Source organism: Collinsella sp. An2 (assembly GCF_002160065.1).
In the GTDB taxonomy this organism is placed as follows: Bacteria; Actinomycetota; Coriobacteriia; order Coriobacteriales; family Coriobacteriaceae; genus Limicola.
Genome location: NZ_NFJW01000004.1, coordinates 49,506 through 68,338 on the forward strand (window position 1 = coordinate 49,506; position 18,833 = coordinate 68,338).

The 18,833-nt window shown below is 59.6% G+C and carries 21 protein-coding genes; 13 read left to right on the top strand and 8 right to left on the bottom strand.

Annotated elements, in window-relative coordinates; all coding sequences use genetic code 11:
- Nucleotides 1–31 precede the first annotated feature (31 nt).
- Both ychF and B5F33_RS03960 read left to right on the top strand, forming a co-directional pair.
- A complete protein-coding gene (gene ychF / locus B5F33_RS03955) occupies nt 32–1,108 on the top strand; it encodes a redox-regulated ATPase YchF (RefSeq protein ID WP_087410499.1) in 1,077 nt (358 codons plus the stop codon).
- Between the two features lie 15 nt (nt 1,109–1,123).
- On the top strand, nt 1,124–1,504 hold the full coding sequence (locus B5F33_RS03960) for a DUF1648 domain-containing protein (protein WP_087410500.1): 381 nt from the start codon (nt 1,124–1,126) through the stop codon (nt 1,502–1,504).
- 108 nt (nt 1,505–1,612) lie between these two features.
- Here the strand turns inward: B5F33_RS03960 and B5F33_RS03965 are convergent, their stop codons facing one another.
- Nucleotides 1,613–2,149 (bottom strand): hypothetical protein, encoded by a 537-nt coding sequence (locus B5F33_RS03965; RefSeq protein ID WP_087410501.1) that lies wholly within the window; start codon nt 2,147–2,149, stop codon nt 1,613–1,615.
- 121 nt (nt 2,150–2,270) lie between these two features.
- On the opposite strand from B5F33_RS03965, the gene B5F33_RS03970 reads away from it, so the two are divergent.
- The gene (locus B5F33_RS03970) at nt 2,271–2,489 is read left to right on the top strand and encodes a helix-turn-helix transcriptional regulator (RefSeq protein ID WP_087410502.1); all 219 of its coding nucleotides are present in this window, start codon (nt 2,271–2,273) and stop codon (nt 2,487–2,489) included.
- A 24-nt stretch (nt 2,490–2,513) separates the two neighbouring features.
- On the opposite strand, the gene B5F33_RS03975 is transcribed toward B5F33_RS03970, so the two are convergent.
- Nucleotides 2,514–3,554, bottom strand: coding sequence for an asparaginase (locus B5F33_RS03975; RefSeq protein ID WP_087410503.1), 1,041 nt, complete (start codon nt 3,552–3,554; stop codon nt 2,514–2,516).
- A gap of 323 nt (nt 3,555–3,877) precedes the next feature.
- Between B5F33_RS03975 and guaA the strand changes: the two genes are divergently transcribed.
- From guaA to B5F33_RS03990, 3 genes are all read left to right on the top strand, one after another.
- On the top strand, nt 3,878–5,479 hold the full coding sequence (gene guaA, locus B5F33_RS03980) for a glutamine-hydrolyzing GMP synthase (protein WP_087410504.1): 1,602 nt from the start codon (nt 3,878–3,880) through the stop codon (nt 5,477–5,479).
- A gap of 98 nt (nt 5,480–5,577) precedes the next feature.
- Nucleotides 5,578–6,879: an AAA family ATPase gene (locus B5F33_RS03985; RefSeq protein WP_087410505.1), complete on the top strand. Its 1,302-nt coding sequence runs from the start codon at nt 5,578–5,580 to the stop codon at nt 6,877–6,879.
- A 285-nt stretch (nt 6,880–7,164) separates the two neighbouring features.
- Nucleotides 7,165–7,377, top strand: coding sequence for an AAA family ATPase (locus B5F33_RS03990; protein ID WP_087410506.1), 213 nt, complete (start codon nt 7,165–7,167; stop codon nt 7,375–7,377).
- A 72-nt stretch (nt 7,378–7,449) separates the two neighbouring features.
- Here the strand turns inward: B5F33_RS03990 and B5F33_RS03995 are convergent, their stop codons facing one another.
- Both B5F33_RS03995 and B5F33_RS04000 read right to left on the bottom strand, forming a co-directional pair.
- On the bottom strand, nt 7,450–7,818 hold the full coding sequence (locus B5F33_RS03995; RefSeq protein ID WP_087410507.1) for an ACT domain-containing protein: 369 nt from the start codon (nt 7,816–7,818) through the stop codon (nt 7,450–7,452).
- 117 nt (nt 7,819–7,935) lie between these two features.
- Nucleotides 7,936–8,898: a DMT family transporter gene (locus B5F33_RS04000; RefSeq protein WP_083551342.1), complete on the bottom strand. Its 963-nt coding sequence runs from the start codon at nt 8,896–8,898 to the stop codon at nt 7,936–7,938.
- Nucleotides 8,899–9,284: 386 nt separating this feature from the next.
- On the opposite strand from B5F33_RS04000, the gene B5F33_RS04005 reads away from it, so the two are divergent.
- The 3 genes from B5F33_RS04005 to B5F33_RS04015 all read left to right on the top strand — a co-directional run bounded on the left by B5F33_RS04005 (nt 9,285) and on the right by B5F33_RS04015 (nt 10,696).
- Complete coding sequence (locus tag B5F33_RS04005) at nt 9,285–9,806, top strand: nitroreductase (RefSeq protein ID WP_087410508.1); 522 nt, start codon at nt 9,285–9,287, stop codon at nt 9,804–9,806.
- Nucleotides 9,807–10,065: 259 nt separating this feature from the next.
- Complete coding sequence (locus tag B5F33_RS04010) at nt 10,066–10,251, top strand: antitoxin VbhA family protein (RefSeq protein ID WP_087410509.1); 186 nt, start codon at nt 10,066–10,068, stop codon at nt 10,249–10,251.
- Nucleotides 10,241–10,696 carry a Fic family protein gene (locus tag B5F33_RS04015; RefSeq protein ID WP_087410510.1) on the top strand — a complete coding sequence of 152 codons (456 nt, stop codon included), beginning with the start codon at nt 10,241–10,243 and terminating at the stop codon, nt 10,694–10,696. The genes B5F33_RS04010 and B5F33_RS04015 overlap by 11 nt, the downstream gene beginning before the upstream one ends.
- Nucleotides 10,697–11,865: 1,169 nt before the next feature.
- On the opposite strand, the gene B5F33_RS10915 is transcribed toward B5F33_RS04015, so the two are convergent.
- Nucleotides 11,866–12,036, bottom strand: coding sequence for a hypothetical protein (locus tag B5F33_RS10915; protein WP_158095305.1), 171 nt, complete (start codon nt 12,034–12,036; stop codon nt 11,866–11,868).
- Between the two features lie 455 nt (nt 12,037–12,491).
- Between B5F33_RS10915 and B5F33_RS04020 the strand changes: the two genes are divergently transcribed.
- From B5F33_RS04020 to B5F33_RS04030, 3 genes are all read left to right on the top strand, one after another.
- Complete coding sequence (locus B5F33_RS04020) at nt 12,492–12,725, top strand: hypothetical protein (RefSeq protein WP_204214394.1); 234 nt, start codon at nt 12,492–12,494, stop codon at nt 12,723–12,725.
- Between the two features lie 291 nt (nt 12,726–13,016).
- On the top strand, nt 13,017–14,510 hold the full coding sequence (locus B5F33_RS04025) for a hypothetical protein (protein WP_204214395.1): 1,494 nt from the start codon (nt 13,017–13,019) through the stop codon (nt 14,508–14,510).
- The gene (locus B5F33_RS04030) at nt 14,488–14,868 is read left to right on the top strand and encodes a hypothetical protein (RefSeq protein WP_087410512.1); all 381 of its coding nucleotides are present in this window, start codon (nt 14,488–14,490) and stop codon (nt 14,866–14,868) included. The genes B5F33_RS04025 and B5F33_RS04030 overlap by 23 nt, the downstream gene beginning before the upstream one ends.
- 75 nt (nt 14,869–14,943) lie before the next feature.
- Here the strand turns inward: B5F33_RS04030 and B5F33_RS04035 are convergent, their stop codons facing one another.
- Together B5F33_RS04035 and B5F33_RS04040 are read right to left on the bottom strand one after the other, a co-directional pair.
- Nucleotides 14,944–15,957, bottom strand: a complete 1,014-nt coding sequence (locus B5F33_RS04035) for an Abi family protein (protein WP_087410513.1) — start codon at nt 15,955–15,957, stop codon at nt 14,944–14,946.
- An 18-nt stretch (nt 15,958–15,975) separates the two neighbouring features.
- The gene (locus tag B5F33_RS04040; protein ID WP_087410514.1) at nt 15,976–16,503 is read right to left on the bottom strand and encodes a hypothetical protein; all 528 of its coding nucleotides are present in this window, start codon (nt 16,501–16,503) and stop codon (nt 15,976–15,978) included.
- 159 nt (nt 16,504–16,662) lie between these two features.
- Between B5F33_RS04040 and B5F33_RS04045 the strand changes: the two genes are divergently transcribed.
- On the top strand, nt 16,663–17,190 hold the full coding sequence (locus B5F33_RS04045; protein WP_087410515.1) for a hypothetical protein: 528 nt from the start codon (nt 16,663–16,665) through the stop codon (nt 17,188–17,190).
- Nucleotides 17,191–17,425: 235 nt separating this feature from the next.
- Here B5F33_RS04045 and B5F33_RS04050 read toward each other — a convergent pair whose 3' ends face one another.
- Nucleotides 17,426–18,820: a restriction endonuclease subunit S gene (locus tag B5F33_RS04050; RefSeq protein WP_158095306.1), complete on the bottom strand. Its 1,395-nt coding sequence runs from the start codon at nt 18,818–18,820 to the stop codon at nt 17,426–17,428.
- Nucleotides 18,821–18,833: the final 13 nt, after the last annotated feature.

An 18,833-nucleotide genomic window follows, 5' to 3' on the forward strand; every position in this document is an offset into this window, starting at 1 on the left:
ATTTCTTACGCTGACCAGAGAGGTGAACCTCGTGGCGCTATCTATTGGTATTGTGGGCCTGCCCAACGTGGGCAAGTCGACACTTTTCACCGCACTTACGAAGAAAGGCGGCCTTGCCGCCAACTATCCGTTTGCGACGATTGATCCCAACGTGGGCGTTGTCGACGTGCCCGACGACCGCCTGCAGAAGCTCGCGGATATCGTGCATCCGGGCCGTATCGTTCCGGCGACGGTCGAGTTTGTGGACATCGCCGGTTTGGTGAAAGGCGCTAATGAGGGCGAGGGCCTGGGCAACCAGTTTTTGGCAAACATCCGCGAGACCGACGCGATTTGCGAGGTCGTGCGCTACTTCAAAGACCCCAACGTCATGCGTGAGGTGGGGCGTACCGGCGAGTTCGTCGACCCGGCAGCAGACGCGGACACCATTATGACCGAGCTCATCCTGGCCGACTTGGGCTCGCTTGAAAAGCAGCTTCCCAAACTTGAGAAGGATTCCAAGCGCGACCACGAGCTGGCGCCTAAGTTCGAGGTGGCAAAGCGTCTCGTGGCATGGCTAAACGAGGGCAACCGAGCGGCCACGATGGAGATGACCGACGAAGAGCGTGCCGCCGCAAAGGGTCTCTTCCTGCTTACCATGAAGCCGATTCTCTACGTTGCAAACGTGGACGAGGACATGCTTGGCGAGGAGCTTGAGCCCATCGATGGCGTGGCGCCGATCGCCATCTGCGCCAAGGTCGAGGCGGAGCTCTCTGAGCTTGATCCCGAAGAGGCTGCGGAGTATCTGGAGACCCTGGGTCTTGAGCGCCCGGGCCTGGAGGTGCTCGCCCAGGCTGCGTATAAGCTGCTGGGCCTGCAGTCGTTCTTCACTGCCGGCGAGATGGAGGTCAAGGCGTGGACGGTGCGCCAGGGTGCGACCGCCCCGCAAGCTGCCGGTGTCATCCACTCCGACTTTGAGCGTGGCTTCATCAAGGCCGAGGTCATCTCCTACGACGACTACATCGAGCTCGGCGGCGAGCAGGGTGCCCGTGCCGCCGGCAAGCTGCGCATGGAGGGCAAAGACTACGTCATGGCCGATGGCGACGTGGTCCACTTCCGGTTCAACGTGTAGACGGCGAGGTACACCATGTTCCGCTATGGTAAAACCAATGGATACCTGGCGATCCTGCTGATCGCGCTCGGTGTGCTGCCGGTGGTGCTCGCGGCCATTCTTGTTCCGCAGATGGCCGACAGCATTCCGACGCAGTTCGATGCCGCCGGTAACGTCACGCGCTGGGGGAGCCGCTTCGATTTGCTGTACGTCCCTGCGCTGTGCTTCCTGCTGAGCGCTGGCACCTGCCTGACCGCGTTTCGACAGGCGCGCCTCTCCGATGACTCGCACGCCATCGCCGCTATGACGTTCAAGCGCTATGTGCGCAACGGGCTGGTGACCTCCGTGATCATCAACGTGCTCAACGCGTATATGATGATCTCGGCTATGACGGGGACGGCGTATCTGCCTTTCTAGCGGGTGTGCTAGAAGGCGCGCGCTGCTGCCCGCGTTTCGGCGGACAGCCGCTCTCCTTGGTCCTGCGTTGGGCCGGGCAGGTTTATGGGGTCGCACGGCCCCAGGTGTTTACAACGTGAAATGGCGCTGCGCAAGACGCCGGAGTGCCAGCATAAGGCCGCCACGGTCGCGTTCGGGGAACACGGCTGCGGCGGTCGTTTCGTTTATAGGGCCCGCACCGCGCAGGGCGAGCGTCAGCCCGACTTCAAGAGCAAGGGGAGCGTCGAGCGGGTTGGTGGCGACAAGGCAAGTAGCATCAAGCCGAGTATGTTGGCGCCGGCAGGCTTGTACCAGGTTTGACGCAGGGTCGTTGCCGACGCCCTGGGCATCGTCGAGGGCGATTACGTCTGTGCTCTCCAGGGTGGGACGCAGAGCGGCGTCGCTGGAGACGTGGCGGAGCAGGCCGGGCTCGTAGGCTGTTGCGAAAGCGATGTTCGCTCCAGAATCTAAAAGTGTTTTGAGGTCGCGTACCTCGTGAGCGGAAAGGCGCGGTCCTCCGGCGGCGGGGTCGTCGATATCGAGAACGACCAAGTCGATTTCCTGTGTGGGCAGGTCGCTGAAAGCCGAGAGCGAGGACGCCGACCGGTGTCCCGAGCGCTGCTTCATGGGCTCTCACCTCCAACCGCCTGGCCGACACAGGCGGTGAAGTCCCGGAATGCCTGTGCAGTTTGCATCAACGTAAACTATAGTTTACGTCTTGACTGACCCACTTCAGCACACTCGACCTATGAGTGTGCGCCTTCAACAGATCGTCGGTTGGAATGTGCGCGACTTGCGCGAGCGCCAGGGAATCTCAATGCAGGAGTTTTCCCTGATGGCCGGCGTGAGTCGCCAGTACCTGAGCCATATCGAGGCAGGGCGCGCAAACCTGACGCTGAAGATTCTGGACGACTTGGCGCAGGCTCTGGATGTGCCGGCGGCTGAGTTGCTTCGCGAATCGGAGTAGGCGGCACAGGCCGCAGGGGGCCTTCTAGACCGTGCGGTCGTGGTTGACGGGCCGATAGAACAGTAGGCGAATCTCCTCGGGATCGGTGGTCTGGCCGAGCGCCCACATGGTCTTGGCGACAATGGCCTCGGTCGTCATGTCATCTCCACGCAGGATGCCGGGATGCTCGGCATAACTGCGGCCGACTTCGTAGACGCCTAGGTCAAGCCCCTCTTCAGGCACCTGCGTGGTCATAACGACGGTGCGTCCGGATTCCACCCAGCTAAAGATTGCCTCTTTATAGGACGGCCCGGCGACTCCATAGTCGGGAATGCCGCCCAGGCCGAAGGTCTCCAGCACGACGGCGTCGTAGCCCTCGCGTAGCAGCTCCAGGATGTGCGGGTCGAGACCCGGCGTAAGTTTAAGAACGGCTACGCGATCGTTGATGGACCGATAGGACCTCAGCTTGGTGGGCGTGGAGGACGTCGGGCGCAGGAAGGCGGCACCCTGACGCAGGAAGCCTTCGTCGCCGCTGCGAACGATGCGATCGTTGCGAATGTAGGCGAGCGGCGGGAAGTTGACGCTGCTGAAGGCGTTTGCGCTCATGGTGCGCTGCTTGCGCGCGCGGGTTCCCGCAATGACGATGCCGCCGAACACGATACGGACGTCGTGGGAATGGTCATCTACGGCATAGAGCAAGCTTTGGTACAGGTTGAGCTTTGCGTCGGTGAACGAGCTGACCATGGGGCGCTGGGAGCCGGTGAGTACGATGGGCTTGGGGCTCTGCTGAATGAGGTAGGAGAGCGCAGCTGCGGTGTAGGCCATGGTGTCGGTGCCGTGCAGGATGAGAAATCCATCGTGGTCGGCATAGTTTTCGACAATGACGTCGCAGATGCGCAGCCAGTCGCAGGGACGCATGTTGGTGCTGTCGATGTTCATGGGCTGCACGACGTCGAGGTTGCACAGGCCCTGGATCTCGGGCACGCAGGACGCAAGCTCCTCGCCGGTGAGCGCGGGGGAAAGGCCGTTGCCGGCTTCCGCGGAAGCGATGGTGCCGCCGGTGGCGATGAGCAGGATGTTTTTCATGGGCCGTCCTTGTTGCGCGATGTTAATGAATGACTTCTATTGTAGGCGAGAGGGGGCGATTTCGGTTGCTTCGGGGTGTTTGTAGGGTAGTTGGAACGGGGTGGGTGTCTGGCTGGGGTTGAAGCGGGGCGGGTGCGATGCTTGGTTGCGGTTGGGGCCGGCGGGAATGGGGGAGCTGCGGCGCCTGGTAGCGATTGGGATCGGCGGGAAGATGGGCAGGGCTGGAACTCTCGTGCATTGGACGAAAAGGGCGCGTGGGCCGGTGCCTGCGTGTATGATAGGTTCGACAGCACTCGCGCGCTCGCGCAAAGGGGAGGAGACTCATGTCGCAGAACGCTTCCAACAGCAAGGTCCTGGTACTCGACTTCGGCGCTCAATACGGGCAACTCATCGCTCGTCGCGTGCGCGACCTGCACGTATATTCCGAAATCGTGCCATGTGACATCACTGCCGACGAGGTTCGCGCCATGAATCCCTCGGCGCTTATTCTTTCTGGCGGTCCTGCAAGTGTGTATGCAGAGGATGCGCCGTCCATTGATCCGGCCATCTTCGATCTGGGCCTGCCGGTCCTTGGTTTTTGTTACGGACATCAGATCATGGCGGTAACGCTTGGCGGCCAGGTAGACCACTCCGAGGTGGGCGAGTATGGCCCGGCGACGCTTGCCTGCGACAACAGCTCGGCGCTCTTCAAGGGCACCCCGCTTGAGCAGACGGTGTGGATGAGCCATCGTGACTCCGTCGATCGCGTGCCCGAGGGCTTCGTGGTGACCGCCCGGACCGAGGTGTGCCCGGTGGCTGCCATGGAGTGTCCCGAGCGCAAGCTGTTCTCGACGCAGTTTCATCCGGAGGTTCGTCACACGGAGTACGGTCAGCAAATTCTGAAGAACTTCCTGTTCGACATCTGTGGCCTCGAGGCGACGTGGACCATGGACAACCTGGTCGAGACCATGACCGCGCAGATTCGCGAGCAGGTGGGCGACGACCGCGTTATCCTGGCCCTCTCGGGTGGTGTGGACTCCTCTGTGGTGGCCGCGCTGGGCGCTCGTGCCATCGGCCGCCAGATGACCTGCGTGTTCATCAACCACGGTCTGCTGCGCAAGGGTGAGCCCGAGCAGGTGGAGGAGGTCTTCACCAAGCAGTTCGATGTCGATTTCATTCACGTGCACGCCGAGGACCGCTATGCCGAGCTTCTGGCTGGCGTGACCGATCCCGAGCAGAAGCGTCGCATTATTGGCACGCAGTTCTGGAAGGAGTTCTTCGCGGTCGCACAGCAGCTCGAAGAGGACGGTCGCCCGGTGAAGTACCTCGCTCAGGGCACCATCTACCCCGATATCATCGAGAGCGGTGCGCGCAAGACGGGCGGCAAGGCGAGCACGATCAAGAGCCATCACAACCTGATTCCCTTCCCCGAGGGCGTGCATTTTGATCTGATTGAGCCGCTCGACCACTTCTTCAAGGACGAGGTGCGCGAGCTTGGTCTGGCGTTGGGGTTGCCCGAGCACATCGTGTACCGCCAGCCGTTCCCGGGCCCGGGCCTGGCGATTCGCATCATCGGCGCGGTCGATCCCGAGAAGCTCGAGATCCTGAAGAACGCCGACGCGATTGTGCGTGAGGAGCTTGATGCGTACAACGCACGCCTCTTTGAGGAGACGGGCGAGCGCAACAGCGAGCACAGCTGCTGGCAGTACTTCGCTGTGCTGCCTGACATCAAGAGCGTGGGCGTGATGGGCGATGAGCGCACGTATCAGCGTCCCGTGATCCTGCGCGCCGTGGAGTCGAGCGATGCCATGACCGCGGATTGGGCCAAGCTGCCCTACGATGTGTTGTCCAAGATCTCGAGCCGCATCGTGGCCGAGGTGCCGGGTGTCAACCGGGTTGCGTACGATATCACGAGCAAGCCCCCTGCGACGATCGAGTGGGAATAAATTTCGCCTGATTTTCTCCAAAACTGGCTCTGTTACGGCCTTATTTTCGCCATCTTGTGCGAAAATAAGGCCGTATCCATTTTAGGGGAGGAGCTTGCATGGAACGATTCCTTATGGATGAGCTTGTTGCCTGGAAGGACAGGCCCCGCCGCAAGCCGCTCATCCTCAACGGTGCGCGCCAGGTGGGCAAGACGTGGCTGCTCAAGGAGTTCGGCAGGACGCAGTTCGAGAACGTCGCGTACGTGAATCTCGACGACAACCCAAGGATGCGCGAGCAGTTCGAGCTGGGCTACGACATCCCGCGCATCGTCTCGGCCATCCAGTTCGAGACGGGGGAGGTCGTGTCCGAGGGCGGCACCCTCATCGTCCTCGACGAGATCCAGGCGTGCCCGAAGGCGCTCACCTCCCTCAAGTACTTCTGCGAGGACGCGCCCGGGTACGTGGTGGCTGCGGCCGGCTCGCTTCTGGGCATCACCGTGCACGAGGGAAGCGGGTACCCCGTGGGGAAGGTGAACACGCTTGACCTCCATCCCCTCAGCTTCCGGGAGTTCCTCGCCGCGACGGGGAACCGGACGCTCTGCGACCTTGTCGACACGGGAGACACGAGCCTCATCAACGGCTTCTCAAGCAAGCTCGTTCCGCTCCTCCGCCAGTACTACTACGTCGGGGGCATGCCTGAGGCGGTGAGCGCCTTTCTTGAGCGAGGTCTCTTGGAGGATGCGCGTGAGGTGCAGCTTGAGGTCCTGCGCGGCTACGAGCGCGACATCTCGAAGCACCTAAGCAGAACCGAGACCGAGTACGCGCTCGCCGCGTGGCGGTCGATCCCGTCCCATCTCGGGAGGGAGAACAAGAAGTTCGTGTTCAGCCACATTGCTTCGGGTGCGCGGGCACGGAACTACCAGGCGGGCATCACGTGGCTCACGCAGGCCGGCATCACGACTCTCGTCCGCAGGATCTCGAAGCCTGGCATCCCTTTGGCCCCCTATGCTGACGATACGGCCTTCAAGCTCTTCCTTGTGGACGTCGGCCTGTTGGGCGCGATGGCGGGGCTCGACAAGGAGACGGTCGTCGGGGGTAGCGAGATCTTCGAGGAGTTCAAGGGCTCCCTCACCGAGCAGTACGTCTGCCAGCAGCTCGTTTCCGACTGCGGGCTCACGCCGTACTACTGGTCGGCCGAGAACTCTTCAGGAGAGATCGACTTCCTGGCGCAGGGGCCGAATAGCGTCTACGCCATCGAGGTGAAGGCGGAGGAGAACCTGCGCGCCAAGAGCCTCCGGGCGTTCAAGGGCGCCCACCCGGAGATCAAGTCCGTTCGCTTCAGCCTGTCGGGCTACCGCGAGCAGGACTGGATGAGGAACGTCCCGCTGCACGCGATGTCAAACATGGGGTTGTGGGGATAGGCCGAGCAATGTGATGGTCTGCGTGACTGTTTACGGGGAGGCGGCAATGGTCGTAGGGCCGGAGATGGGGCATGCAGTGATTTGAGCGGGACGTGTTTAGCGTGACAGCATTTTGAGCCGGGCGTCTCTGTGGCACAAGACACTTCTATTGAGAAGAAATGCCGCATACGGCAAAACTGCTCAATAGAACCGACTTGGAAACCAAGATGAGGTACGCGTGGAAATCGGGCATGACCAATACCTCAACAGACTCAACGGGCTTCTGCGCATGAGAAACGTCGACGTGTGCGTGACGGGGGCAACTCGAAGCTCCTCTCGCATGACGTCATGACGAAGTTCCGGGGCCGCGGGGACGAGGTTCGAATACGGCCGTTGTCCTTCTCCGAGTTCATGCAAGGCTCCGGCGGCGACCGCTACCAGGGCTGGGCCGAGTACGCGGTGCGCGGAGGCATGCCGCTCGCTCGCGTGGCCCCGTATCAAAAGGGCATCACGATATAGAGACACCCCCGTGTCCTCCTACGTGAGGGGCAGGCGCACCACAAAGACGCTGCCCGGCAAAAGGCGGTGCCGTCACTCGACGATTTCGTATCCCGCGCGCCCGAGAATGTCCAGAGCCTTCTGGTAGCTCTCCTTTTTCATCAAAACGTAGTCGGTGTTATAGGTCGAGATGGCAAAAATCGAGATGCCGTTCTCTGCCAGGATCTCCGCGATGCCGGTCAGTATCCCGATGAGCGAGAAGTCCAGCACCCCCTGGATGCGGAAGCCCTTCCACCCGTCGTCGCGCTCAACAACGTTCGACGGGACATCGCTGGTGGCGCATACCAGGGAGTTCTCTTCATCCGTCTTGCCGATGAAGCTGTACTCTGCGCTCAGATCTACCAGCGAGTAGTCCTCCACCTTGCATACGGAGAACTCCCGATCGAGCTCCTTCGGCTTCATGGCGCCTGCCCCTCCTGCATTCCGATTCCGCCCTTTCCCCTTAGATAATCGCATTGTCCCCGCCGGCTGCGGCATCCGACCGAACGTTCGGAGGCCGCAGCTGCCTCATTGGCGCGGCTATGCCGTCGGCCTCTGCGCACGAGCCCCTCTCAGCGCGGGCACTTGCGCGAGGCACACGCCGGCGAGGATAACGACCACGCCCAGCCATTCGATGACACCGAGGGGCTCGCCAAGCACGATCATGGCGATGAGAAGGCCGGCGGGGAGCTCGGCGGCCGCCATGACGGTGGAGAGGCCGGCGGGCAGGTGAGGGGAGCCCAGGCCGAAGAGCAGTACCGGGCACATGAGGCCGAAGAATCCCGCTACGGCGGCAAAGGGCAGGATGCCCTGGAAGACGACGCCGGAGACGAGGTAGTTGGGACACACAGTGAGCGACATGATGCCCGCGCCGAGGCACACGATGACGCCTCGCTGCTCGTTGGAGCAGCTAGCCTTGACCTTGCCAGAAAACGTGACGAACAGAGAGCAGGTCACAGCCGCTCCGAGGGCACAGACGAGGGCGACGGGGTCGTAGCCGGCGAGCCCTGTTTTGTAGACGCCGCTTGCGAACACGGTGCCGAACACGATGACCGCGGCCGAGGCGATTTCGAGGGGCTTGGGCGCCCGCCGCGTTATGATGGTCTGCCAGATGAGTCCCATCCAGGTGAACTGGAACAGCAGCGTGAGCGCTACGGGTGCGGGGAGCACGCTCATGGCGTAGCAGTACAGAATCGAAGTGGTGCAGGTTAGGGCGCCAAGCCCCATGAGTTTGAGCGCCTGCGTGCCCGTAAGGCGAACCAAGCGCCCGCCGCGCGCCAGTTTCACAGCCGTTGCAAGTACGAAGAACAGGCAGCCGAACCACGCCTGGCTCGCCACCACCTGCGCGGAGGTAAAGCCTGCTGCGTAAGCAAGCTTGTACGTGGTTGCCATCGCGCCATAACAGGCCCCGCCGGCAAATACCTGCAGGGCGGCCGTAACCTGGCGATGCTGCGAAGACGAGGCGTCCGTAGATGGCGTTTGCGAATTGATTGCGCTTCCCATGTCCTCTCCCTCCCGCGCCCCGCCTCGCGCGGGGCATGGCTTCGTACGTTTCGAGCTGTCGGAAGAGAGACCATGCGGTTGGCGACCGCCGACAAAGAAAAGGCCACGCGACCGAAGCTCGGTTGCGTGGCAAAAAGGTGGCTTGCGCCCAGAAAAGTCCACACGTTTTTAGACGGACTAAATTGTCGAGGGTTCTTCGAAAATGTCAAGCAGGAATGGTCGGATCGCCCTCGGCTCTTGACAGCGCTGACGTTGAGGCCATAATGGGTCTCGAAAATCGCAGCGGATTTTTCCGGATACCGTCATCTTTTCGCCGCTCGCCTGCCTCTGGCAGACGGGCGGCCTTTCTATATAGACAGCACCAGCGGGAGAAAGGACATGACATCATGGCGAACGACCTTATCGACCTCATCAAGACGCGTCGCAGCGTGCGATCATACACGGCGGAGCCCGTGCCGGAGGAGCTGCTCGATCAGGTGCTCGAGGCGGGCACCTTCGCGCCCACCGGCGGCGGCCATCAGTCTCCGGTAATCGTGGCGGTGACCAACCCCGAGACCCGCGAGCGCCTGCGTCGGCTCAACGCCGCCGTCATGGGCAGGGACACCGACCCGTACTATGGCGCCCCGGTCATCGTGGTCGTGCTCGCCGACGGCGGACGCGGCACCTTCGTTGAGGACGGTTCCTGCGTGCTGGAGAACCTCATGCTCGCGGCGCATGCCCTGGGGCTCGCCAGCTGCTGGATCCACCGCGAGCGTGAGGTCTTCGACAGCGCGGAGGGCAAGGCGCTCCTCAGGGAGTGGGGCCTGCCCGAGACGCTGCGCGGCGTGGGTGCCATCGCCTTGGGATACGCCGCGGGGCCCGAGGGCGCGGCCGCCCCGCGCAAGGACGGCTATGTTGTGCGCATCTAGCAGGATTTGGTCTTGCCAGAGGCGTCCGTCCTCCTCGGCGGGAATGCAAGCCGCTCGGAAGCTGTCGAGCGAACATCGGCGTTGAGTTCATATTGAGTTCAACTCAAGTGCTCGAAAATTGCCAGATTCTGGCGAATAGGGGGACACCGATACACCACGTAGACGAGAGGCTATGGAAGTGCACGATTTGATTACTGAGTGGGAGTAAAACGATCGCCGTAGGATTGTGGTTCTTGCTATTCCAGGCAGGAGCACTTCTATGGATCGTAAACGTCTCATGGAGGAGGCCATCCACTCTGGCGAGATGGAGGGCGCGTACGTGTCGGCGGAGTTCCGCGAGGACGCCGACGAATACGTCAAAGGGGACATCTCTATCGAGGATTTGATGAAGCGCACTAAGCGGCGCTGGAAGGTCGACCGGGAGAAGGGGACTCGTGCCGTCTGAGTTCGTAGACCCGTATATTGACCCGGCGACCGGGGTACTGAGGAACCTGGTTGGTGCGCAAACGTACGACGAGCTCGCTCGTGCGGAGGGTGAATTCGCCGCCCTGCGCACGGGCGAGCTCTTTGAACAGGGGGATTTGCACCCGACGGGGACGCTCGATGATTTCTGCAGGATTCATCGCGCCCTTTTTCAAGATGTATACGAGTGGGCAGGATGCATCCGCATCATCGAGATTCGAAAGAACATCGAGGGCTCTGAGTTTTTCCTTCCTTCGACAAATATTGCCATGGGCATCGAATGGTCTCGATCAGAGCTTATGAATGATGGCTTGCTCAGACATCTTGATAAACGGCGATTTGTCGAGCGCTTGTCATACCACTACGACAATTACAACTTCGTTCACCCGTTCCGGGAGGGAAACGGGAGAACCCAGCGGGTGTTCTAGTCGCTGCTCTGCCATGATGCGGGTTATGACCTCGATTGGCGCCGCGTGTCCGGCGAGGAGAACGACGAGGCGAGCCGTCTTGCGGCCGAGGATAGGGATTACACAGCGTTGGTTGGCATGTTTGAGAAGATTGCGTCGCCTTGCGATTCGAGCGTTCCCATCAATAGGGACTTGCTGAGTGGGAGACATTTGTAGGCTGGTCAGAGCGGCGTCCACGGGCAGTTGCTTGCCCGGAACGGCATCTACGCGGAGCTGTGCAACAGCCAGTTCGAGCAGACGTTGTAGCAGCTGTGTGCTGAGGAGGTGGACCGGCCGGTCCAAGCTCGAAGGGCCGACGCGACCTAAGGACTTCGCTCATGCCGAGCTGCTGGTCTGAGGCTTCCACCCATGCGAGGCGTTGCTGGGTGGGGGCCTCGATTCTGGACATAATCTGGACACTAAACTGGACAGTAATCTGGACATGAACGGGGGATGTCCAAAATGGGTTGAGCTTCGGTACTGGCCGTGTCCGGCCCGCATTGCTTCGCGGGTACAAAAAGGCAGTCGGGGAAGCCTGGTGGGACGAAAAATGCGGCTGAAGGTACAGGTACCCGCAGCCGCTAAAAGCCTTAGAGCTTTTCACACTGTGCCAAAATTACCACATTAATGGATCCGTTGCAGGGTCGTGGTCATAATGGGGGGAGTGGAGGCGCATCTGTTGGTTTTCCGGCGGGGAGGCGCCGCCGACCGGTTGCTTCGGGCGTGCTTCGCCGACACCGCTCTGAGCGGGGTCGGCTGAACCCGAAAGAGGCCGGGAAGGCATCGCGGCCCTTGCGGGGAGAGCGGACCCCTTGATAGGCTGCGGCGCGAGGAATAACCGACATCCGCCGGCCTCGGCTCGTCGTTATTGGGCTGTTGTCTGGATTTCGTTCGATCGGCTCAGCGCCTGGCCGCGAGGGCGAACTCGGTCCCTACTCTGACCACTCGGACTTACTCTTACCCGAACTAGGCGCTTCATGTGACGGCATGTCATGCGTCTGAGCTGCTGTTTTCATGCATCGGGTAGCCGGCTTGCTGCTGGGCTGCTCGGATCTGCTCGGACTTACTCGGACCTACTCGGAATTACTCTTACCCGCTCGTCCCCGCAGGCCCGGGAATCTCGCCGGGCCTGCGGGGACGTCTCATCAGTCTTAACGGGAACGGGAGAAGGAGTAGTACTGGGACGGGTCCTTGGGGCCGAAGCCGTGCCATGAGAGGATGTCCTTATCGGTGAGGCTCCTCAGGGTCGACCTGGCGAACTTGGCGCTTCTTCCGAGGTGCTCGGACAGCTGCTTGACGGTGACCTTGCCCCTTGCATACACGATCTGAACCGCTGACAGCTCGGGTTCGGTGAGGGCCCTGTACGCGTTCTCCTTTTGAGGCAGTGTTCGATGTCGAGCGCGAGGTCGAGGAAGAGCGAGCGCGGGGCCGAGGTCTGAAAAAGGGCGACTAGCTCAAGCTGTTCATAAATGATGGTGAGACGCTGCTCAATAGCCCTGACTCCGTAAGCCAACAAGGAAGGTTTTCGGCGCGGCTTTGGTCGAGTCCTATGGTCCACGACTATCTATTGAGAAAAAATGCCGCATGCGGCAAAAATGCTCAATAGGTATCATTCGGAAAACTCAGGGAAGCCCAGCGAGCTCGATGGCCTCGTGAACGCGCTCGCCTCCGGCATCGGGACGCTCACGAATCCGAGCAAGCTCGAGGACACGTTCCGAAGCGTGCTCCACTCAAAGATCTCCTCGAACACGATCTCCGGCACATAGGATCTCTCGAGGTGGACTTCGTTGCCAACAGGGGCTCCGACCGCGTCTACATCCAATCAGCGCTGGAGATGCGGACTCCCGAGAAGGCCGCCCAAGAGAAAGCCTCCCTACTCGGCATCAACGACAGCTTCAAGAAGGTCGTGCTCGTGCGGGACGTGGTGAGGCCCCTGCGCGACGAGCGGGGCGTGGTCACGATGAGCGTGTTCGACTTTCTGCTCGACGAGAACAGCCTTGCGGGGATATAGGGGATGAGCTCGCTTGGATGATCGCAACGATGTTCGCCACGTACCTCTCTTTCGGACGGTGATTCCCGGTCCTTTGGGAGAAGTGTCTGCCACGGTCGCAAACAGCCTTCCCGCTGGGGGCGGATCGTGGCGTTTTGTCACTTCACGCAATGGCTCACAGGGGAGTTAACTGCTCGAAAAGCTGTGCGAATCGAGATGGGAAGGCTTCGAACTGGCAGCGGATCTACGTAGAAACGGGCGTCTCCGATAAAATAAAATCTAGGCAGCATCCATTTCGAGAAAGTATTTCTTATGGGCAAAGAAGACGTCAATCGAACATCGCCCAACCAACAAAACGAGAGATTGGGACCGGCTGAATCCGCGGGAAGGGGTATCGGCGCAGAACGCGCCGTAAACCAGCTCTTTGACCAAGAAAAGTTTCACGCACGGCAAGGTCATGGCTTTGCGGCAGAACAGGCGAATAACCTGTATAACAGGATTCATGGCAAAGATGCGCGCGTACTCGGGGATGATTTCGCGAAGAATGGGCCGGATCGAATCGTAGACGGCCAATGGATTCAATCAAAGTACTACGCCAACGGTCGCGAAGCCGTGAACGCATGCTTCGAGGACAGCGGAAAAGGGGCGTTTCGCTACGTAGGCAAGCATGGCGAACCGATGGTCATCGAAGTGCCGAAAGACGATGCTATCTACGATCAAGCCGTCAAGGCGATGCGAGAGAAGATCGCCAACGGCCAGATAGAGGGGGTAAGCGACCCCGCTCAAGCAGAGAAATTCGTCAAGCGCGGCAACTACACCTACCAACAGGCAAGAAACATCGCCAAAGCGGGCAACATCGACTCGCTCAAATTCGATGCGACCAACGGGGCCGTAACGGCCGCTTCCGCCTTTGGCGTGAGCGCCGTCATAGCCTTTGGAACCTGCATCTGGAATGGTGACAAGCCGGATGTCGCCGCGAAGAAGGCGGCGCTATGTGGACTTCGGGTAGGGGGAACTTCGTTTCTCGTCTCTGTCGTTTCGAGCCAGCTTCTAAAAGCAGGACTCAACAGCGCAATGGTTTCAGGCACGGAGGCCATTGCGTCCGCGTTGGGGCCGAAGGCATGCGCGGTCATCGTGAACGCATTCAGAACAGGCGGAAACATCTACGGTGCCGCTGCGATGAAAAGCGCGGCAAAGCTCTTGCGCGGGAACGCCGTGGTCGCCGGCCTCACGGTCGTCGTACTCTCGTCGTTCGACATAGCGGATATAGTACGCGGAAGAATATCTCCCGGCCAGCTCGCGAAAAACCTCGCCAGCACACTCTCATCCGTGGCAGGCGGAACGGCCGGGTGGGTCGGAGGTGCTGCGTTTGGCTCCATGGTGCTCCCAGGCGTCGGCACGGTCGTAGGGGGCGTAATCGGCTCGCTTGGCGGCGGAACTGCCGCAGGAGCAGCGGCGAAAGCGATAACCGGCCTATTCGTCAAAGACGACGCAGAGCAGATGTGCTTGGTCATCGAGGAAGAGATCAAAATCACGGTGACGAATTACCTCATGAATGAAGACGAGGTGAAGCGTCTCGTTGAGTTCGTGAACGGGAAGCTCGACGGGAAGACCCTGAAGGACATGTTCGCGTCCAAAGACCGACCAGAGTTCGTGAGGACTCTCATGAAAGAAGAGATCGAAACGATAGCGGGAGAGCGTCCTGCCATAGACGGGGACATCGATAGCAGAATCGTTGAAGGCCTGGCAAGCGTTCTCGACGATGCGGCGGAAGGCGGAGACCATGGAAACCAAAGCCCTGCTTAAGACGATCGCAGACGAGTATGCTCCTTCCCTTGGGGAGCTCGACGTGCATGTGAGCGAGAGGTCTTTCGAAAAGGGCTCATATTTTGCCAAGGTGGCCGTTCGCGAAGAAGATCCGTTCAAGGCTGCCCGCGATACGGTAATCGACATGGGAACTGTGTTATCCGAAGACCGTGAACATGGAATCGTCGTCGCGATGCTCGGTGGCGGCATCGCCGGCAAAACGCCCGTGGTTTTTGTCGTCGTTGTCGTTGAAAGCGAGATCTCTCTCGGCGCGTACTCTAAAGAAGGCTTGATAAAGCAGAGGGCGGCAAAAAGAGCGGTCGAATCGTTTATCGCATTGCTGAATCGAGATGCCTAGCGGGCTTCCATGGGTCAGCATAAAAACTAGAGCGGTTCCGCCAGGCGGCCCCGCTCTTACAAAACCCGAAGGTTTTTACATCTGTTTGTATTCTGCCCCACTCGGAGCCCAGATGTCAACGAGTCTCCAGAGGAAGCCGAAGAACGACACGATTGCCATGTTGGTTCCGGCGCTCGAGCTCTGCGCGAAGTGCGGCCCCTCGACCGAGGCTTGCACGGCCGCGAGCTTGGTGGCGTGGCGCTTGCGGGTCGATGGTCGCTTGCAGAAGTGGTCGAGCGACCAGAGGGCGGCGGCGATCTGGGCGACGCGCAGGTTTTTGAGCTTGCCGCGCCGCGTGCGCGAGTTCCTCATGCCATGGGCGTTGAGGGAGTCGGATATGAGCAGGTTGGTTGGGAAGTTGGCGGGCGCGTCGTGGGCGTCGAGTCCGTGGACGAGGAGACTGTTGTGCGCGCAAGCGTTGCGAAGGGCCTTCGCGCTCTTGAGCGGGAAATGCACCTGGCGCATCTCCTCGTCGCCCCAGCGCTCGGCGCAGAACAGCCAGAAGTCCACGAACGCTCCGAAGTCGACTACCTCGAGCATGACCCAGGCGGGCATGTCGTCGAGATAGTGGGCGATGAGGTCCCCGCTGTAGACGTCGTGCCGCTCGCCCTCCTCTGCGCGCGCCCGGAGGCCGCCGAGGACGCGCGGGTGGCGCTCGAGGTAGTCTGAGACGATGGAGTGGCCGTCCTCGCCTTCGGCCTCGAGGCGGCGCAGCAGCTCGATCTTCGCGAAGTGTTCGACGTCGATGACGATGCCGAGCATGGCGTCGCGCAGATTGCGGTCTACCGACGACAGCTCGATGAGGTGGGCGAAGTCGAGGTTGATGTACTGTCCGACGCGAGACCCCTCGACCTGCGTCGGGAACAGCTTGCGATAGGAGGCGGCGCGCAGGTAGTTGTTGGTATTCGTGAGGTATGCCACCGCGTCGGCTTCAGGGCAGAGGTCGAACGTGACGCCCCTGGACTTGAGGCGGGCAACCAGCTCTGTGGCGGAGAGCGGGGGTTTAGAGTGCGTGTTGTGGTTTTGGCTGCTGCTTTTGGGCTCGTCCATAAGGCTTTCTCATGTTTGTCAGGACCACGAGAGGGTCCACGGAGAATCGCCTTGTACCGAATCAGGGGGCTCGAGGATTTCATCGGGCAGGCTAATCGGATGTTCGCCGCGCATTGCAAAGTTGTAACTTCGGTTGAGGCTCCTGCGCATGAAAATCCTGGCTCGTTCAGCGGCATTTGGATGCAGCTTCGCTTCCGCATGTGCCTTTTCGAGAGGGATATCTTCGAGTAGTTCTGGATATCCAATTTCATCTAAGACGGCAATCCAGTCAATCCAAAGGAAGGGGTGGTATTGGTAGAGGCGCGCCCCGGCAACAACAGCAAATAGCGCGCCCTTGCTGACAATAGGCCCCTCGTCTTTCGGTATCTCAGAGAGCTTTCGTTCCCCAAACATGCCCCCATAGTAAAGGTCGGTGTTAGCCCGTGTGGCACAGCAACAAACAAGATATTCAAGCGTTTTAAGTTCTTCGGATTCCTCTATCGCGCGGCAGATGCCGGAGACCTCTACGAGGCTGCTGACTTGGATGAAAGATTCTTGGTAGCCCATCGTTTCTTCTCCTGTCCCTTCCTCGTAGCGAACTTATCGCTCAAAATGGAATTGCAATTCCAAATATATCATGTATGATAAAAATGGAAATAGACTTCCGAAACTTTCGTAAGAACCATTCGGGAGGAGAGAGGTACAACAGCAGGGAGGAGTGGGAACATGCAGACGAAGACGTTTACCTCGGCGAGTGCGTCAAAGTTCATTAAGCGGCTGGAGAACGAGAAGAGTCGCCTAATTAACATTGAGCAGAAAAACTCGACGTATGTGTTGGCACAAGGGGAGGAAAGCGAGCCTCCCGTATACGATTACGATGAAATCATCGGCCGCATAGATGAGCTTGATGGGGCTATCCGGCGTGTTCGTCATGCGCTTCACGCGTTTAATGCCCGTACGGTAATTCCTGAAGAGGGAATTACCGTTGACGAGGCGCTCATACGGTTGGCGCAAATGAATGGAAAGCTGCGGCGTTTAGAGCGCCTGCGCGCTGTTGAGCCGAAAAAGCGTCTTACCGGCGGTTATTTTGGCAGCAAGGGCCTTATTGAATATGAGTACGCAAACTTCGATGTAAAGAAAGCCCTTTCCGATTATGAGGAGCTTTACAAGCGCATCGCCGATCTGCAGCTTCGGCTTGATCTGACGAACCAGACCGAGACCTTTTCCGTTGAGATGGACGACTGGATACGATAGAGACGCTCATCGTTCCGGACCTCAGATGCCTGAATGAATATGGACCGCTTATCAGAATAGGGTTGAACCGTTCGTGTTGCTTGTTGTTTGTAGTCGTTTGTATCGTGCGGTTTTGCGTTGAGGTAACCGAAGGTTCAGAGCCTTCATCCGCTATTGAGCAGAAGAGGTCGAAAACCTCCCAAGGACGGCAATGCCCGTTCGTGGGGCTGCTGAGGTTCGGTTTCAAGCAGCGTGTTTATATCATGTCAGAAAACCATCGGTCTCGTTCTGCATTGAGTTCCGCACGCCTATGCTTCATCTCAGCTATTTCGTTGAGTTGGGTGAGGTAGCGGTTGGCGATATCGTGCTGTTCCGTTATCGGCGGCAGGGGGATAAACATATCTCTTAAATCATTGGGAGATATCTGCTGCATAGTGGTCGCGCTGTTTGCAGTGCGACAAAGTGCTTGCTGGCCGAGCGTACTACTGAGGAAAGCGAGCAAATAGTCCGGATTAAGGCGGGGTTTAGGCTGGATGCAATACAGGTTGTCAGCGATGAGGTATGCACTTGCCGGATGCTCGAATGATTCGCGTCCCAGTCGGCAGACTTTGAATGGGGCACCGGTGCGGGAGAGCAAGATGTTGTCGGTGGTGATGGGGGATACGTTGATGGTCTCGAGATCTTTCGCTGCAAAGAATGAGGAGGAGAGGTGCATACCAGCAAAAGTGAGGTGACAATAGTCGTATCCATGCTCGAAATCTTTGGATGTGAGATAGGCCACGGGAGCATTGTTATCGAGTGTGGGCTCAATGCTGCCCAGTGATGAAACGGTGAGGAGCCGGATCCCGCGCAGCCGTGTTTTCGGTATGCCACGCGTTACGGTTGCCACATCTCTTAGACGGACGCCATTGGAGAATGTCGGCCGATATCCTCGATAGCGAAGCGGGGTGAGAAGATAGCCACTGTTCTTAACGTCTTCATAGGGAATCAGCATGTCGCTTTGATCCGCGAATCGCTTCCCGGAGGCGAGGCGGTCGACTTCGTCGGGGAGGATGAACGCAATGCTGTCGGCGAACGCACGATTTTCGGGGCGGCTCAAAATGACTAGCGAGTCATAGGCGACGGTGCTCGGGCGGTGCTGGGGCGGTTGATAGGGATCGTCCATGGCCGCGGAGATCGTGTCCGGAAGCGCGATGACTGCCTCGATGAGCCTGTGGTCGATGAAGTCTTGCTGTCCCATGCGCCAGGCAGAGCGCGAGAGGGCGGTCTGAGGCATGAGAACCATGGCGATGCCTTTTGGACCTGCAAAGTAGAGCGCAAGTGCGGCGAATAGCCAGAACGTAAGCCGGGGAGGTTTGATTTCCAACGCTGTGCAGATGGTTCGGTATACAGATTCATCGCTGGCGGAGAGCGTCTCTTGTACTGGGGGCACACAGAGGACGATGCGTCCGGTCGATTCTTTGGCACGGCTTTTGTTGAACGGTGCCCTGATGATTTCGGGTGGTTCGGGAAGGAAAGGGAGCAACGCTGGAAGGATGCCTGCAACGATGCCTGCAGGGTCGATGATGTTGATAGGGCGCTTCTCGAGCTGCGCGGCGTGCTCAAGGCAGGTGGTGATGGCTGAGATGGAATTTGTTGTGGTCGCTGTCATACGTGCCAATCGA